Annotated in this window: 17 protein-coding genes and 2 riboswitches; of the genes, 9 read left to right on the top strand and 8 right to left on the bottom strand. The window is 70.5% G+C overall.

Annotated features, from left to right (window positions below):
- Positions 1–8 precede the first annotated feature (8 nt).
- The 9 genes from MWM08_RS18235 (at position 9) to MWM08_RS18195 (ending at position 9,602) form a co-directional block, all read left to right on the top strand.
- Positions 9–551 carry a hypothetical protein gene (locus MWM08_RS18235; RefSeq protein ID WP_244407925.1) on the top strand — a complete coding sequence of 181 codons (543 nt, stop codon included), beginning with the start codon at positions 9–11 and terminating at the stop codon, positions 549–551.
- 203 nt (positions 552–754) lie between these two features.
- Positions 755–846: riboswitch (glycine riboswitch) on the top strand.
- 3 nt (positions 847–849) lie between these two features.
- A riboswitch (glycine riboswitch) is annotated at positions 850–943 on the top strand.
- A gap of 48 nt (positions 944–991) precedes the next feature.
- Positions 992–2,101 carry a glycine cleavage system aminomethyltransferase GcvT gene (gene gcvT / locus MWM08_RS18230; RefSeq protein ID WP_244407924.1) on the top strand — a complete coding sequence of 370 codons (1,110 nt, stop codon included), beginning with the start codon at positions 992–994 and terminating at the stop codon, positions 2,099–2,101.
- A 12-nt stretch (positions 2,102–2,113) separates the two neighbouring features.
- Positions 2,114–2,491, top strand: a complete 378-nt coding sequence (gcvH, locus tag MWM08_RS18225; RefSeq protein WP_244407923.1) for a glycine cleavage system protein GcvH — start codon at positions 2,114–2,116, stop codon at positions 2,489–2,491.
- Positions 2,488–5,403: an aminomethyl-transferring glycine dehydrogenase gene (gcvP, locus tag MWM08_RS18220; RefSeq protein ID WP_244407922.1), complete on the top strand. Its 2,916-nt coding sequence runs from the start codon at positions 2,488–2,490 to the stop codon at positions 5,401–5,403. The genes gcvH and gcvP overlap by 4 nt, the downstream gene beginning before the upstream one ends.
- Positions 5,400–5,960 (top strand): NUDIX hydrolase, encoded by a 561-nt coding sequence (locus MWM08_RS18215; protein WP_244407921.1) that lies wholly within the window; start codon positions 5,400–5,402, stop codon positions 5,958–5,960. The genes gcvP and MWM08_RS18215 overlap by 4 nt, the downstream gene beginning before the upstream one ends.
- Positions 5,961–6,000: 40 nt before the next feature.
- Positions 6,001–6,327, top strand: a complete 327-nt coding sequence (locus MWM08_RS18210) for a cupin domain-containing protein (protein ID WP_244407920.1) — start codon at positions 6,001–6,003, stop codon at positions 6,325–6,327.
- Positions 6,324–7,217 carry an alpha/beta hydrolase family protein gene (locus MWM08_RS18205; protein ID WP_244407919.1) on the top strand — a complete coding sequence of 298 codons (894 nt, stop codon included), beginning with the start codon at positions 6,324–6,326 and terminating at the stop codon, positions 7,215–7,217. Before MWM08_RS18210 ends, MWM08_RS18205 begins: the two co-directional genes overlap by 4 nt.
- A complete protein-coding gene (locus MWM08_RS18200) occupies positions 7,214–8,527 on the top strand; it encodes an MmgE/PrpD family protein (RefSeq protein WP_244407918.1) in 1,314 nt (437 codons plus the stop codon). Before MWM08_RS18205 ends, MWM08_RS18200 begins: the two co-directional genes overlap by 4 nt.
- A gap of 100 nt (positions 8,528–8,627) precedes the next feature.
- A complete protein-coding gene (locus MWM08_RS18195) occupies positions 8,628–9,602 on the top strand; it encodes a Bug family tripartite tricarboxylate transporter substrate binding protein (protein ID WP_244407917.1) in 975 nt (324 codons plus the stop codon).
- 66 nt (positions 9,603–9,668) lie between these two features.
- Here the strand turns inward: MWM08_RS18195 and MWM08_RS18190 are convergent, their stop codons facing one another.
- From MWM08_RS18190 to MWM08_RS18155, 8 genes are all read right to left on the bottom strand, one after another.
- Positions 9,669–11,249, bottom strand: coding sequence for an ABC transporter substrate-binding protein (locus tag MWM08_RS18190; protein ID WP_244407916.1), 1,581 nt, complete (start codon positions 11,247–11,249; stop codon positions 9,669–9,671).
- A gap of 127 nt (positions 11,250–11,376) precedes the next feature.
- Positions 11,377–11,862 (bottom strand): F0F1 ATP synthase subunit B family protein, encoded by a 486-nt coding sequence (locus MWM08_RS18185; protein ID WP_423815986.1) that lies wholly within the window; start codon positions 11,860–11,862, stop codon positions 11,377–11,379.
- Positions 11,862–12,464: a F0F1 ATP synthase subunit B family protein gene (locus tag MWM08_RS18180; protein ID WP_244407915.1), complete on the bottom strand. Its 603-nt coding sequence runs from the start codon at positions 12,462–12,464 to the stop codon at positions 11,862–11,864. Before MWM08_RS18180 ends, MWM08_RS18185 begins: the two co-directional genes overlap by 1 nt.
- A 118-nt stretch (positions 12,465–12,582) precedes the next feature.
- Complete coding sequence (locus MWM08_RS18175) at positions 12,583–12,807, bottom strand: ATP synthase subunit C family protein (protein ID WP_198372814.1); 225 nt, start codon at positions 12,805–12,807, stop codon at positions 12,583–12,585.
- Between the two features lie 71 nt (positions 12,808–12,878).
- Entirely contained in the window at positions 12,879–13,634 is a 756-nt protein-coding gene (locus tag MWM08_RS18170) for a F0F1 ATP synthase subunit A (RefSeq protein WP_244407914.1), read from the bottom strand.
- A gap of 42 nt (positions 13,635–13,676) precedes the next feature.
- Positions 13,677–13,967, bottom strand: coding sequence for an AtpZ/AtpI family protein (locus tag MWM08_RS18165; RefSeq protein WP_244407913.1), 291 nt, complete (start codon positions 13,965–13,967; stop codon positions 13,677–13,679).
- Positions 13,968–14,075: 108 nt separating this feature from the next.
- The gene (locus MWM08_RS18160; protein ID WP_244407912.1) at positions 14,076–15,941 is read right to left on the bottom strand and encodes an ABC transporter ATP-binding protein; all 1,866 of its coding nucleotides are present in this window, start codon (positions 15,939–15,941) and stop codon (positions 14,076–14,078) included.
- 45 nt (positions 15,942–15,986) lie between these two features.
- Entirely contained in the window at positions 15,987–16,445 is a 459-nt protein-coding gene (locus tag MWM08_RS18155) for a VOC family protein (protein WP_244407911.1), read from the bottom strand.
- Between the last annotated feature and the right edge of the window lie 77 nt (positions 16,446–16,522).

Raw genomic sequence — 16,522 nt, 5'->3', positions numbered from 1 at the left:
TGGTTTGCATGCGGCGCAAGGCGGCACTTGGCGTCATGGCAGCGGCGATGCTGGCGGGCTGCGGCGGAGGCGGGCCCAGCCTGTCCAATGCGCCGCCCGCGCCATGCCCGCGCATCACCATCCTCGCGGATGGCGCGGATCTCACGCGCCATCGCGACGGTGCGGTGCCCGACATCGCCTCCATGATCAGCGACGCCAGGCTGATCGGCTTCAACGCGAGCTGCGACTACACCCGCCGGCGCGACGGCGTGAATGTCAGCATCAGCGCGATCTTCGATGTCGAGCGCGGCCCCGTCGCGACCGTCCCACGCGTTACCCTGCCCTGGTTCATCGCCGTGACCGACGCGAATGACGGCCAGGTCATCGACAGGCGGGAGTTCCTGACGCCCGCCGAGTTCGGGCCGAACGCGAATCGCGTGCGGATCGCGAGCACGCCTGTCGTGCTGCCCTTCCCCGCGGAAGAACGCCTGGTGGAGAATCACAACGTCCGGTTGTCCTTCCAGCTTACGCCCGAGCAACTCGCGCTGAACCGCCGCCGCGGGGCGCGCTGAGAGTTGCTTTGACGACTCCGACACCGGCCCGCAGCCCCACCGGCCGCGCATACGACGATGTTGTCGTTGCTGGCGGCTAGGTTGGGGGTGCAGGCCGGCGCCAGACGTCGTGCATGCGCCAAAACGCGCATTCTTACGCAGGCACTGTGACCACCTGCGTCGTTGCGCCCGGGCGGGCGATCTGTCAGGAAGGCGCACCCCGCAGATCCCGCGCGGGAGAGAGGGGTGGCGACACCCCCGCCGAAGGCGCAACCGGCCCCCGGAAACGCTCAGGCAGAAGGGCCGCGCGGGGAAGGGGCCTCTGGAAAGCCCGTGGCACGTTCGCCGCGGCACCGACGGAGTAAGGCGAGGCCAACGCCCCCGCCGAATCTCTCAGGTCCATCCGACAGAGGGGGGCCACGGAACTGAACCCCAATCGCCGCGATGCGGCGGGAGGCACCGTGGCCGATTCGACCGAGTCCCTGCTGGAAACGCCCCTCGCGGGCCTGCACCGCGAACTGGGCGGGCGCATGGTGCCCTTCGCGGGCTACATGATGCCCGTGCAGTACCCCGCCGGCATCATGGCCGAACACCTGCACTGCCGGGCCGCGGCGTCGCTGTTCGATGTCTCGCACATGGGCCAGGCGGAATTGGTGGGCGAGGGCGCGGCCGCCGCGCTGGAACGTGCCACGCCGGCCGATGTGCAGGTGCTGAAGCCGGGCCGGCAGAAATACGGCCTTCTGACGCTCGACGACGGCGGCATCCTGGACGATTTCATGGTCGCGAACCTCGGCGACCGGCTGTTCCTGGTGGTCAATGCCAGCCGCAAGCACCTGGATCTGCCACGCATCGAGTCATTGCTGCCGGCCGGCGTGACGCTGAAGCCGATGCCGGACCGCGCGCTGATCGCGCTGCAGGGCCCGCAGGCCGTCGCCGCCATCGCGACCCTTGCGCCGGGCATCGCGGCGCTTTCCTTCATGAGCGTGGGCGCCTTCACCATAGCGGGCGTGCCGGCGCTGGTCTCGCGCTCCGGCTATACCGGCGAGGATGGCGTGGAAGTCTCGGTGCCCGCCGAGGATGCCGAGCGCTTCGCCCGTGCGCTGCTGGCGCTGCCGGGCGTGCAGCCGGCCGGGCTCGGCGCGCGCGATTCGCTGCGGCTGGAAGCGGGCCTCTGCCTCTACGGCAACGACATCGACGAGACGACCAGCGCGGTCGAGGCCGCGCTGACCTGGACGATCGGCAAGCGCCGCCGCACGGAATGGAATTTCCCGGGTGCCGAGCGCGTGCGCGACGAGCTGGCGAACGGCACCAGGCGCCTGCGCGTGGGCATCCGCCCGGAGGGCCGCCAGCCCGCGCGGGGCCACACGCCCGTTCACGCGCCATCGGGTGACGCCATCGGCGAGATCACATCCGGTGGCTTCGGCCCTTCGCTGGGCGGCCCCATGGCCATGGGCTACGTCGCGCGCGAACACGCCGGCGACGGCACGCCCCTCGAACTCATGGTGCGCGGCAAGCCCTTGCCGGCCCGCGTCGCGCCCATGCCCTTTGTTCCCCACCGCTACGCCCGCTGAGGAGCCGCACCGATGCCCGAGACCAAATTCACCAGTGACCATGAATGGGTGCGGCTGGATGGCGGCGTCGCCACCATCGGCATCACCGACCATGCGCAGAACGCGCTGGGCGACGTGGTGTTCGTCGACCTGCCCGAGATCGGCCGCGAGGTCACCGCCGGCGAGGCGATCGCGGTGGTGGAGAGCGTGAAGGCCGCATCGGACGTCTACGCGCCGATCGCGGGGAAGGTCGTCGCGGTGAATGGCGCGCTGGCCGACAATCCCGGCGCGATCAACGCCGCGCCGACCACCGATGGCTGGTTCTTCAAGATCGAGACCTCTGACTCCGGCGCGCTGGACGGGCTGATGGACGAAACCGCCTACGCCGCCTTCGTGGACACCCTCGCATGAACAGCCCCGCCACGCTCCTCGAGCTCGAGGAACACGACGAATTCGCCCGCCGCCACATCGGCCCGTCGCCGGACGAGATCGCGGCCATGCTGACGGTGGTCGGCGCGGAGAGCCTCGCTGACCTTGCCGCGCGCACCGTGCCGGGCGCGATCCGCGGCGCGGACCTGTCCGCGCTGCCGCCGCCGGTGACGGAAGCGGAAGTCATCGCCGAACTGCGCGAACTGGCGGGGCGCAACCGCGCCGACATCAAGTCGCTGATCGGGCTCGGCTACCACGGCACGCTGGTGCCGCCCGTCATCCTGCGCAACGTGTTGGAGAATCCCGGCTGGTATACGGCCTACACGCCCTATCAGGCCGAGATCGCGCAGGGGCGGCTCGAAGCGCTGGTGAATTTCCAGACCATGGTCTGCGACCTTGCGGGCCTGCCGGTGGCGAATGCCTCGCTGCTCGATGAAGGCACCGCGGTCGCTGAGGCAATGGCGATGGCGCATGGCGCGACGCGCGGCAAGTCCGACGCGATCGTGGTCGCCGCCGACCTCCATCCGCAGACGCTCGCGGTGGTGCGGACGCGCGCGGAGCCGCATGGTTGGCGCGTGCATGTCGCGGCCGTAGCCGACATCGCGACGGCTTGCGCTGCCGAAAAGCCCTTCGCGCTGGTGCTGCAATACCCCGGCACCACCGGCGAGGTGCGCGATCTGACCGCCGAGATCGCCGCGGCGAAGGCTGCTGGCGGCCTCGCGATCGTCGCGGCCGATCCACTGTCGCTCACACTGCTGAAGCCGCCGGGCGAGATGGGCGCCGACATCGTCGTGGGCAGCACGCAGCGCTTCGGCGTGCCCATGGGCTATGGCGGCCCGCACGCGGCCTTCATGGCGGTGACCGACCCGCTGAAGCGCCTCATGCCCGGGCGCCTGGTGGGTGTGTCGGTGGATGCCGCCGGCGCGCCAGCCATGCGCCTCGCGCTGCAGACACGCGAACAGCACATCCGCCGTGAGAAGGCGACGTCGAACATCTGCACCGCGCAAGTGCTGCTGGCGGTGATGGCCGGCATGTACGCGGTGTGGCACGGCCCTGAAGGGCTGCGGCGCATCGCGCGGCGCGTGCGCCTGCAGGCGCGGCTGCTCGGCGATGCCGCGCAGAAGGCGGGGCTGACGCTGCGCCACGAAGGCTTCTTCGATACCATCGCGATCGAAGCTGGTGCGCGCGCCGATACGCTGATGACCGCCGCACTTCGCCGCGGCTTCAACCTGCGCCGCGTGGATGCCGGCTGCGTCGCGGTGGCGATGGACGAGACGGTGACGCGCGCCGACCTCGACGTGCTGTGCGCGGTGGTGGCGGAAGTCACGGGCACGGCGCCGGCATCCCTGGGCATGCTGTCACCGGCCGGCGACCTGCCGGAGAGCGTGCGGCGGCTCAGCCCCTTCATGACCGCCGCGGTCTTCGACAGCCACCATTCCGAACACGGGATGCTGCGCTACCTGAAGTCGCTGGAAGACAAGGATGTCGCGCTCAACCGCAGCATGATCCCGCTCGGGTCCTGCACCATGAAGCTCAACGCGACGGCGGAGATGATCCCGGTCACCTTCCCGGGCTTCGGCAACATCCATCCCTTCGCGCCGGTGGACCAGGCGGCGGGCTATATCGCGATGATCCGCCAGCTGGAATCCTGGCTGGCCAAGATCACCGGCTTCGCCGCGGTGTCGCTGCAGCCCAATGCCGGCAGCCAGGGCGAGTATGCCGGGCTGCTCGCGATCCGCGCCTACCACCAGGCGCGCGGGGAGGGGCATCGCAACATCTGCCTCATCCCGTCCAGCGCGCATGGCACCAACCCGGCCTCGGCCGTGATGGCGGGCATGCAGGTCGTGGTGGTGGGCTGCGATCGCGACGGCAATGTCGATGTCGCGGACCTGCACACCAAGATCGCGCAGCATGGCGCGAACCTCTCGGCGCTGATGGTGACTTATCCGTCCACCCACGGCGTGTTCGAAGCCGAGATCAAGGAGATCTGCGCCGCGGTGCATGCCGCCGGTGGGCAGGTCTACATGGATGGCGCGAACATGAACGCGCAGGTGGGCCTGACCAGCCCGGGCGGCATCGGCGCAGATGTCTGCCACCTCAACCTGCACAAGACCTTCTGCATCCCGCACGGCGGCGGCGGGCCTGGCGTGGGGCCGATCGGCGTGGCGGCGCACCTCGCGCCGCATCTGCCGAATCACCCCATGCTGGCCGAAGCCGGCCCGGCCACGGGCTTCGGGCCGGTCAGTGCGGCACCCTTCGGCAGCGCGTCCATCCTGCCGATCAGCTACGCCTACATCCGCATGATGGGTGCCGAAGGCCTCACGCGCGCGACCGAGGTCGCGATCCTGTCCGCCAACTACATGGCGAAGCGGCTGGAAGCGCATTTCCCGGTGCTCTACCGCGGTGCGAACGGCATGGTCGCGCATGAGTGCATCCTCGACTGCCGCGGCTTCCAGCAGGGCGGCGGCGTCCTGGTCGAGGACATCGCTAAGCGCCTGCAGGATTACGGCTTCCACGCGCCGACCATGTCCTGGCCCGTGGCCGGCACGCTGATGGTCGAACCAACCGAGAGCGAGCCGAAGGCGGAACTGGACCGCTTCATCGACGCCATGGTGGCGATCCGCGCCGAGATCCGTGCCGTCGAACAAGGTCGCATGGACAAGGCCGACAACCCGCTGAAGAACGCGCCGCACACGGCCGCGGAAGTCATCGCTGATGCCTGGTCGCACCCCTACACCCGCGAACAGGCCGCCTTCCCGCTGCCCTTCGTCAAGGCGCGCAAGTACTGGCCGCCGGTGAAGCGCGTCGACAATGTCTATGGCGACCGCAACCTGGTGTGTTCCTGTGCGCCGCTCGAGGCCTACGCGAACCAGCACCAGATCGCGGCGGAATGACCGCGCTCAAGCCCTGGACGGTGACCGCCAGCCGTATCGTGCTGGCGGATCGCTGGATCCGGCTGCGGGCCGACAGCTGCGTCGCCACCAATGGCGACGTGGTGGACCCGTTCTACGTGCTGGAATACCGCGACTGGGTGCATGTGGTCGCGATCACCGACGACGATCGGCTGGTGATGAACCGCCAGTACCGCCATGGCGCCGGCGAGGTTCATCTCGAACTCCCCGGCGGCGTGATGGATGCCGAGGATGCCGACGCCATCGCGGCGGGCCGGCGCGAATTCCTCGAGGAAACCGGCCACGGCGCGCGCGAGTTCCGCCACGTGGTCAGCCTTCGCCCCAACCCCGCGACGCATACCAACCGCGTGCACACCGTCCTGGCGCTGGGCGCCGCGCCGGTCGGCGTGCAGTCCTTCGACAATGGCGAGGAGATCGCTGTCGAACTGATCCCGCTGGCCGAAGTGCTGCGCATCGTCCGTGAGGGCGCGGTGCAGCAATCCACGCATGTCGCGTCGCTGCTGCTGGCGCTGGCGTCGGCCGGGCGCATCACCTTCTGACCCTGTTGCGCGGCCGCGCCCCGGCGCGCAGCATCGCGCCATGACGCGCTACGTCTTCCCCGCCGCCGAGGCCGCCGCCACGCCGAATGAGCCCGGTCGGCTCTCTGCGCGCATCTTCGCGCACGGCACCTTCGAGGCCCGCTGGTACGCCCCGCGCGGCGTCGATGCGCAAACCCCGCACACGCGCGACGAGGCCTATGTGGTGGTGCGCGGCCAGGGCTGGTTCGTCTGCGAAGGCACGCGCGCGCCGGTCGCGCCAGGCGACCTGGTCTGGGCGCCCGCGGGCGCCGAGCATCGCTTCGAGGATTTCACCGACGACCTGGCGGTCTGGGTGATCTTCTACGGGCCGGAAGGCGGCGAGGCTTGATCGCCCGCACGCTGATCCTGCTTCTGCTGGCATTTCCGGCGGGCGCGCAGGTCGCGATCGAGGTGCCCGGCACGCCGCCGCTCGCCGGCGCGTTGTGGCTGCCCGCGGGCGATGCGCGCGCCCCGCTGGTTGTCCTGTTGCACGGCGCCGGCGGCGCCTTCATCGACCACGCGCCGCTCGGCCAGGCACTGGCGCAGGCTGGCATCGCCGCAGTCGCGGTCACCCAGACCGCGGATGGCAACGCGCCCAACGCCTTCGCGCGCATGCAGGCGCGCGCGCGCGACGCGACGCGCGTGCTGGACCATGTTCTGGCGGCCGAGCCCGATCGGCTCGATCCGGCGCGGATCGGGGTGTTCGGCTATTCGGCGGGCGGCACGGCGGCGCTGCTGCTGATCGGCGGGCGCGCCGATCCGTCACGCTGGATCGCGCTCTGCGCCGCGCATCCCGAGGAGCGGCTCTGCCAGTCGCCCTTCGGCCGGGCGGCGCTCGAGGCCGCCGCCGGATTGGCGCCCTTCGGCGCGCCGGATGCGCGGGTGCGGGCGGTCATGCTCGCTGCGCCCGCGCTGGGCTTCCTCTTTGCGCCGGAGGGCTTCCCGGAGGTGGCGCCCGGGACGATGGTGCGGCTGTGGCGCGCCGGCGGCGATACGGTGCTGCGTGAACCGCATCACACCGAGGCAATCGCGCCGCTGCTGCCGGGCCACCCCGTGGCCACCGTGGTGCCGGAGGCCGGCCACTGGGTCTTCATGCCGCCCTGCGATGCGGAACGGCGCGTCGCGCTTCCCTATCTTTGCGCCGATCCGCCGGGGCTCGATCGCGCCACCTTCCTGCGCGACTTCGCCGCCGATGCGGTGGCCTTCTTCCGCGCAGCACTCGCGGAGCGCCGGCCATGAGCGCCATTGCCTTCGCCTGGGATGGCGCGCCGCCCGGCAGCGCGGCGGCGGCCAAGGCGCGGCTGCTGCTCGCGGACAGCCTCGGCTGCATGATCGCAGGGCTCGGCCATGCGCGGGTGCGCGGCTTTGCGTCGGCGATCGCCGCCACGATGCCCGGCGCAATTCGCCTGCCCGGCGTGGCGCCTGGGCTGTCGCAGGCCGGAGCGGCCGCGGTGCTGGCGGCGGCGATGTGCTGGGATGAGGCGAATGAAGGCCTCGCGCGCGCGCATGGGCGACCCGCGCTGGCCGTGGCGCCGCTGTGCATCGCGGCGCTGGCGGAAGGCCGGGCGACGCTCGGCGAGGCCCTGGCGGCCTTCACCCTCGGCTACGAGGTCGGCGGGCGCGCCGGCGAGGCCTGGCGCATCCGGCCGGGCATGCATGTGGACGGGTCCTGGCACGCGTTCGGTGCGGCCGCGGCGGCAGTGCGTCTCGCCGGCGGCGATGCGGATGCGGCGGCGCGCGCGGTGCGCCTCGTGGGCTGCCAGGTGCCGTTCTCGATGTATGCGCCGATTGCAGCGGGGATGGACGGGCGCAACAGCTACCCGGCGCATGCGGTGTTGCTAGGAACGCTGTGCGCCGCTGGCGCGATGGCCGGAATGGATGCACCGGAGGACGGCTTCTCCGAGGCGCGGCGCGTGGCGCTCGGGCTCGAGGCGCCGGCGGTGGTCGCACCGCCCGGCGCCTGGCTGGTCGAGGACGCCTACATCAAGCCCTTCGCCGGCGTGCGCCACGCGCATTACGCCGCCGCGGCCGCGATCCACCTGCGCGCCGGCATCGCGGCCGAGGATGTCGCCGGGGTCACGCTGTCCACCTATGCCGAGGCGCTGCGCTACGCCGGCAACCGCGCGCCAGGCAGCGCCATCACGGCGCAGTTCAGCCTCTCCTGGGCGGTGGCGGCGGCGCTGGTGCAGGGGGATCTCGGGCCGGCCGCCTACACCGATGCCACGCTGGCGGATGCCGCTCTGCGGCGGATCGAGGCGCTGGTGGTGCTGGAGGAGGATGCCGCGCTCACGCAGGCCGGTCGCCGTGGTGCCGCGCTGCGCGTGACGTTGCGCGACGGGCGCGTGCTGGAGGCGCGCGCGGATCGTGTGCCTGGCGATCCCGACCTGCCGATGCGTGACGAGGCGGTGCGCGCGAAGGTGATGCGCTTCGCCGCACCGGTGGTGGGCGAGGCCGCGGCGCGCGCGGTGCTGCACGCCATGCTGGATGGCGCGGCGGCGACGCGTCCCGGCAGCGCGGTGCTTGGTGACAGCGCGGCCGGCGGCGCGTGACACCTTTCGCCGCCTAGCACTGCCGTCGCCAGGTCGGCGGGGCAGTTCACGGCCGGTGCCCGACAGGCGTAGACTCGGGCACCCGCCAGGAGACCACGCCATGCCGATGATCGACCGCCGCGCCGTGCTCGCGCTTGCCGGCGCCGCTTCGTTGTCCGCGCCTGCCCGCGCGCAGGCCTTTCCGTCGCGCCCCTTCCGGATCCTGGTGCCCTTCGCCGCCGGCGGCACCACCGACATCCTGGCGCGGGCGATCGGGGAGAGGCTGTCGGTCGCGCTCGGCCAACCGGTCGTGATCGACAACCGCGGTGGTGCGGGCGGCACCGTGGCGGGCGAGGCCTTCGCGCGGGCCGAACCGGATGGCCATACGCTGCTGGTGGCGACGGCGTCGCTCATCTGCATCAACAAGGCGCTGTATGCGCGGCTGCCCTTCGACCCGGATACGGATTTCGCGCCGGTTGCGATGCTGGCGCAGCAGCCCAACGTGCTGGTCGTGAACCCGCGCGCATTGCCGATGACGACGTTGCCGGAACTGATCGCGCATATCCGCGCCAATCCGGGGCGGGTGAACTACGCGTCCTCCGGCACCGGGTCGCAGCTGCACCTGACGGGGGAGATGTTCCGCGCCGCGGTCGGCGTGGAGATGACGCATGTGCCCTATCGCGGCAGCGCGCCGGCGATGACGGACCTGGTGGCCGGCAATGTGCCGATGATGTTCGACGGGCTCGGCACCGCCTTGCCGCAGGTGCGCGGCGGGGCGATCCGCGCGCTGGGCACGGCGTCGGAGGCGGAGAATGCCGCGCTGCCTGGCGTGCCGCCGATCGCCTCGGTGCTGCCCGGATTCCTGTCGGTGAACTGGACCGGGTTGTTCGTGCTGCGCGCGACGCCCGAGCCCGTGGTGGCGCGCATTGATGCCGAGACGCGCCGCGCCCTCGCTGGCCCCGAGCTGGCCACGCTGTTCCGGGAGCGCGCCTTCGACCCGATGCCGATTTCGCGCGCCGACCTGCCGGCGTTCGTGGCTGCCGAGAGCACGCGCTGGCGCGAAGCCGTGCGCGCCTCCGGCGCCCGCGCGGACTAGTTCCCCGGATCCAAGGGGCGGTTGCCCCTTGGCGGGGGGTGAGGGGGGCGGCGCCTCCCTCGTCCCTTACTGCCCGACCCGCACGAGCCTGAGCGGGAACCAGTTATCCGCCAGCTGCTGCAGCGTCACGTTCTGCCTGGCCGCCCAGATCACCACCTGCTGGTGCAGCGGGATGTGCCCGACCTCCTCGGCATGCAGGCGCATCGCCTCGTCCATCAGGGCCTGGCGGCGCGTGCGGTCGGTCTCGACCGCGATCTGGTTGGTCAGCGTGTCGAAGCGCGGGTTGGAATAGCCGCCGGAATTGAACACGCCGCGCGTCCCGTCGCGCGTGCCCATCAGGTTGTACAGCGCGTTGTGCGCGTCGTAGGTCGCGGGCGTCCAGCCGAGCATGAAGAACGACGTGGTGTAGCGCGGTGCCAGGATCTCGGCGAAGTAGCGCGCGCGGGTCTGGGCGTTGAGCTGCACGCGAATGCCCGCGCGCGCCAGCATGGCGACCACGGCGGTGCAGATCGCCTCGTCGTTCACATAGCGATCGTTCGGGCAGTCCATGCCGACCGAGAAGCCGTTGGGGTAGCCGGCCTCGGCCAGCAGGCGGCGTGCCTGTTCGACATTGGGCCGCACGCGCGCCGCGGCATCGAGCGCATCGGTGTGCCCGTTCACGCCCGGGCCGACCATGAGGCCGGTGGCGCGCGCCTGGCCTCGCATGACCGTGCGCACGATCGCCTCGTTGTCGATCGCGAGCTGGAAGGCGCGGCGCACGCGCACGTCGCGGAAGGGGTTGCGGCCGCGTACGTCGGACTTCAGCAATTCGTCGCGCGACTGATCCATGCCGAGGTAGATCGTGCGCAGTTCCGCCTGCTGGTGCACGCGGATGCCGGCGGTGCGCGACAAGCGGTCCGTGTCCTGCGGGGGCACGGTGTACACCATGTCGACTTCGTTGCTGATGAGGGCCGCAACGCGCGTCGCGTCATTGGCGATGACGTTGAATTCGACGCGCGTGAGGTTGTGCTCCGGCCGGTCCCACCAGGTCGGGTTGGGCGTGAGCACGGTGCGCCGGTCGGGTTCGCGGCTTGCCAGCACGAAGGGCCCGGTGCCCATCGCGTTGCGGGTCGCGAAGTTCTCCTGGCGCGTGGTCAGGTCGGCGCTGCGCGTCGCGTTGTTCCGCTCCGCCCAGGCGCGCGACATGATGCCCCAGGTGGTGATTTCCTCGATCAGGATCGGGTTCGGCTGGGTCGTCTCGAACTCGACGATGGTCGGCGATACGGCGCGCGCTTCCTTCACCGAGGCAAAGACGGAGGAGATGTTCGACCCCTGCGCGCGGGCGCGTTCATAGGAGAAGATCACGTCATCCGCGGTGAAGGGCGTGCCGTCGGAAAAGCGCACGCCCTCGCGCAGGTGAAAGCGCCAGACGGTCGGCGAGGGCTGTTCCCACCGCACGGCAAGTGCGGGTTCCACCTGCAGCTGGCGGTTCCGCCGCACCAGCGGTTCGTAGATGTTGGCGTTGAACGACAGCAGGAAGGTCTCGTTCCGCGCATAGGGGTCCATCGAGTTGACGTCGCCGTCATTGGCCCAGCGGAAGGTATTGGCCTGCGCCGCGAGCGTGCTGCAGGCGAGCAGCGCGGCGGCAAGGGTCATCCTGGTCTTCATGTCATGGTCCTCCTGCGTCTGCGCGGATGCTAGCGAGGGCGGCGAAAAGCGAAAGGCCCGCGAGGGCGCATGAAAAAGGCGCCGCCCCTGCGGGCAGCGCCTTGTTTCGCAACCGATGCGCGGCGGTTCAGGCGGCGCGCAGCGCCTTGGGCAGGTCTGCAACCGACTGGTCCACCAGGGCGCCATCGGCGGTCGCGTCGAGCGTCTCCGAGATCACCGTCCGTGCGGCGGCGCCGGCGATGTCGGCGGCGGCGTTGCGCACCTCGGCAACGGCCGAGGCCTCGGCGGCCGCGATGCGGTCCATTGCCATCCGTTCGCGGCGCTTGGCGGCAGCTTCCGCCTCGGCGGCGGCGGCGGCGGCCAAGCGCTCGGCCTCGGCGCGAGCACGGGCCAGCAGACCTTCGGCCTCACGTGCCGCGGCAGTGCGTTCGGCCTCGGCGGCGGCCAGCATCTGCTCGGCCTGGCTGCGCAGTTCCGCGGCTTCGGACAACTGCCGGCGGATACCCTCGGCCTTGTTGTCCAGTGCGCTGGTGAGCACGCCCCAGATCTTCTTGCCCAGCAGGACGAAGAACAGGAAGAAGGAGACGGCTACCCAGAATTTCGGATCGGACATCAGGCCCTCCCGCTGCTGGCGAGCACGCGGCCCACGGCGGCTTCGACGGTGGCGCGGTCGGCGCGGCCGACCAGGCGGGCGACCAGCGCCTCGGCCGTGTCGGTCGCCACGCCGCGGATCGCGCCCATGGCGGAGGCGCGGGCGGCGTCGATCTGCGCCTCGGCATCCGCGATCTGCTTGTTGAGGCGCGCGGCGAGTACGGCGGATTTCGCATCGGCATCGGCCTGCGCCGCCTGCACGGCGCCGGCGACGGCGGCGCGGGCCTCGGCGCGGGCTGCCTCGGTCGCGGCACGATGCGCGGCCATCGCGGCATCGGCTTCCGCCTTGGCCGCCTGCGCAGCTTCGAGGTCGGCGGCGATGCGGGCGTGGCGGCCTTCGATCACGGCGCCGACGCGCGGCAACGCGATGTTGGCCATCAGGAAGTACAGCGCCGCGAAGATCAGGAGCAGCCATACGATCTGGCCGACCAGCAGGCGGCCCTGCTCAGGATGGCCGAAGGCGAGCTGCGGCATGCCCTCGACCGGAACGGCCGAGGTGCTCGCGGCGATCGCGAAGCCGGGCACTGCGGCGGCCAGGGCCGCCAGGAACATCATTCGGCGCATCGCTGTCCTCTCCTGGCCTCTGGAGCACGATCCGACCAAGGGCGGATGTCCTGCTCCAGCGGCAAAAGCTCGCCGCTGACGCCCCGCACCGCCCGGATGGGCGGGCGGGGCGCAAGGGTCAGGCGAACAGGATGAGGAAGGCGATCAGCAGCGCGAACAGCGCCACGGCTTCCGTCAGGGCGAAGCCCAGGATGCCGATCGGGAACACGACGTCACGGGCGGCCGGGTTGCGCGCCACGCTGTTGATCAGCGAGGAAAAGATATTGCCGATCCCCAGACCCACGCCGAACAGCGCGATGACGGCGATACCGGCCCCAAGGGCCTTCGCGGCGGCGACTTCCATGATGTTCGTCCTTCTTCACATGGATGTTCTGAACGTACGCGTGTGCAACCGCACCCCGTTCACATGGCGGGTCAGTGCAGGTGCACCGCGTCGTGCAGGTAGATGCTGGTCAGGATCGCAAACACATAGGCCTGCAGGAACGCGACCAGGAATTCGAAGCCCACGAGGGCGACATTCACCGCCAGCGGCATGGCCGCGACGAAGGGACCGACTGCGCCCAGACCGCCCAGCAGCACGACGAAGGTGGCGAAGACCTTCAGCATGACGTGGCCGGCGACCATGTTGGCGAACAGGCGGACCGAGAGGGACACCATGCGGGAGAGGTAGGAGATGATCTCGACCGGGATGATGATCGGCGCCAGCCAGGTCGGCGCGCCCTCGGGGAAGAAGTAGGAGAAGAAATGCGTGCCGTGGCGCTGCAGCGCCACCACGGTGACCGACACCCACACCACCACCGCCAGCGTCAGCGTGACCGCGATGTGCGAGGTGTAGGTGAATGCGTAGGGCAGCATGCCAAGCAGGTTGCCGAACAGCACGAACATGAAGATCGAGAATACGAAGGGGAAGTACTTCTTGCCCTCGTCGCCGACCTGGTCGCGCACCATGCCCTGGATGAATTCATAGGCGCTTTCGCCGAGCGCCTGCAGGCGGCCCGGGACCAGCGCGCCGCGGTCGGCGGTCGCCTTCATCAGGAACCAGGTCAGCGCGACGGCCACCACCATGAACAGGTTCGACTGGCTGAAGGACACGGCATGGCCAAAGATGCCCAGGACGGGAGAGAGCTCGAACTGGCTCAGCGCGTCGATCGTCTTGCCTTCAACCGCCACCGTCTGGTCCCCCGTTCGCGTCGCGCCGGCGGCGCGCCAACGTCATTTCCCACCTGGGCGCGGCATGAACAGCCGATAGACGTTCCCCACCCCGGCCAAGCTGCCCAGGACGAAGAACACCAGGAAAAGCCAAGGCCAGGTGCCGAGCCAGCGGTCCAGCAGGAAGCCGATCCCGATGCCCACACCCAGGGCCGAGACCACCTCGACCCCCGCGCGCAACCCGATCCCCCAGGGGCCCTGCGGCAGGTTGCCACGCCCTTCCGGACGCTTGTCGAGCCCTTCGCGGGCCCGCGCCTGCCGCAACCTCTCGTCGAAACCGTTGCGTTCGTTCACCTTGGCTCCCTGGCGAGACCCCGCCGGAAGGCAGGCCGCGCTTTACGGTTGGTCCATGCCACTGTCAAGCGCGTGCGCCGCACAATCACGCGGAATGCCGCGCTTTTCCTAAGCCTCCACGAAGCCGCCGGACTGCCGTTCCCACAGTCCGGCATACACGCCACCCAGCGCCAGCAATTCGGCATGCGTGCCCTGTTCGACCACCCGCCCGTGGTCCAGCACCACGAGGCGGTCCATGCGCGCGATGGTGGACAGCCGGTGCGCGATGGCGATGACGGTCTTGCCGGCCATCAGCGCTGCCAGTTGTTCCTGGATCGCGGCCTCCACTTCCGAATCGAGCGCGCTGGTCGCCTCGTCCAGGACCAGGATGGGCGCATCCTTCAGCAGCACCCGCGCGATCGCGATGCGCTGGCGCTGCCCGCCGGAGAGCTTCACGCCCCGCTCGCCCACATGCGCGTCGTAGCCCGACCGGCCACGCCAGTCGGTCAGCGCCATGATGAAGTCATGGGCCTGGGCCTGGCGCGCGGCGGCCTCGACCATGGTGTCGGTGGCCTCCGGGCGGCCATAGCGGATATTGTCGCGGATCGACCGGTGCAGCAGCGCGGTATCCTGCGTGACCATGCCCACGGCGCCACGCAGGCTTTCCTGCGTCACGGTCGCGACATCCTGGCCATCGACCAGGATGCGGCCCTGCTCCGGCGCAAAGAAGCGGAGCAGCAGGTTCACCGCGGTGGTCTTGCCGGCACCGGAATGGCCTACCAGCCCCACGCGCTCGCCCGGCTTCACCACCAGGTCGAAGCCGCGCAGCACGCCGGCGGTGCGACCGTAGGCGAAATGCACGTCGTCGAAGCGGATCTCGCCCCGCGTCACGTCCAGCGGCTTCGCATCGGGCGGGTCGGCCGCGGTGGGCGGCACGGCGATCGAGCCCATGCTCTCCTGCACCACGCCAATATTCTCGAAGATGGCGGTGACGTTGAACGCCACCCAGCCGGAGATATTGGCGATCTGCCAGGCCATCGGCAGGGCGGTGGCGACCGTGCCGAGGCCGATCTCCCCACGCTGCCACAGCACCACCGACACGGTGGCGATCGCCACCATCAACGACGCGTTCAGCACCGAAAGCAGCAGCCCGTTGAGCGTCACCAGCCGCACCTGCCGCCCGAAGGCGGTGTTCAGCCCGAGCAGCCCCTCGCGCACGAAGGCGTCCTCGTCCCGCGCGCGGGCGAACAGCTTCACGGTCAGGATGTTGGTGTAGGAATCGACGACTCGCCCGGTCAGCGCGCTGCGCGCTTCCGACGCCGCGCGCGACCGGTCGCGCAGCCGCGGCACGAGAAACCGCAGCAGCACCGCATACAGCACGAACCACACCAGCACCGGCAGGGCGAGCCACAGGTCTGCACTCGCCAGCCAAAGCATCGCGCCGGTGCCGTACACCAGGATGTACCAGACGGCGTTGACCGACTGGACGATGCTCTCGCGCAGCGCCGGGCCGGACTGCATGACGCGCGTGGCGATCCGCCCCGCGAAATCCTCCTGGAAGAAGGCCCAGCCCTGGCGCACGACATGCCAATGCGCCTGCCAGCGGATCATGGAGGTGACGGCCGGCACGATGCCCTGCTGGGTGATCAGGTTCTGCGCGGTGATCGCCACCGGCCGCCCGACCAGCAGCACCACTGCCATGCCCACCAGCGTGTGCCAGGCATTGTCCCACAGCGCCTCCGGCCCATGCGCCGCCAGCAGCGACACCAGGGTCCCGATGAAGACCGGGATCAGCGCATCCAGCAGCGCGACGCAGAGCCCGGCCAGGAACAGCGCGCCGAACAACCCGCGCGCCTGCCGCGCGAAATGCCAGTAGAAGCCCAGCAGGCTGCGCGGCGGCGCATGGTCGGGCACCGGCACGCCGAGGAAGCGCGAGGCAGCCTCGCCCGGCGGCGTGACGGGGTCGACCAGGCGTTCGAACAGGCGGACAGGCATGGCTGCAGAACGCGCCGCGGGCGCGCCGACGTCAACCGTGCGCCGCTATTCCTGCGGCATGTCAGCGATGCGCCGCTGCGCCTCCTCGGTGCTGACCTCCTCGACATGGGTCGAGACGTTCCAGCGGTGCCCGAACGGATCGCGCAGGGACCCGCTGCGATCTCCATAGAACTTCGTCTCGACCGGCGAGAGCGCCGTCGCGCCCGCCGCCACCGCGCGGGCGAAGGTCGCGTCCGCGTCCTCGACATACAGGTGCAGCATGACCGACACGGCCGCGCCGTCCGGCGGCGCGAAGCCCATCTGCGGCCAGGCGCCGCCCAGCATCATCACGCTGTCGCCGATGTCGATCTCGGCGTGGCCGATGCTGCCGTCGGGCATCATCAGGCGCATCCGCTCGGTGGCGCCGAAGGCCTTCTGGTAGAAGGCGATGGCGCTGGCCGGGTCGGACACCGACAGATACGGGGTCAGCGCCGGGTAGCCTGGCGGGATGGGTGGCACGGTCATGGTGGCGATCTCCCTTCAGCCGGGGCGATGCTGCCACCCTGCGCCGCGATCTTCCAGAACAAAACTGGAACAGTTTC

Origin of the sequence: Roseomonas fluvialis, assembly GCF_022846615.1 — a bacterium.
Lineage (GTDB): Bacteria > Pseudomonadota > Alphaproteobacteria > Acetobacterales > Acetobacteraceae > Neoroseomonas > Neoroseomonas fluvialis.
This window is presented reverse-complemented; position numbering and strand designations above follow the sequence as displayed.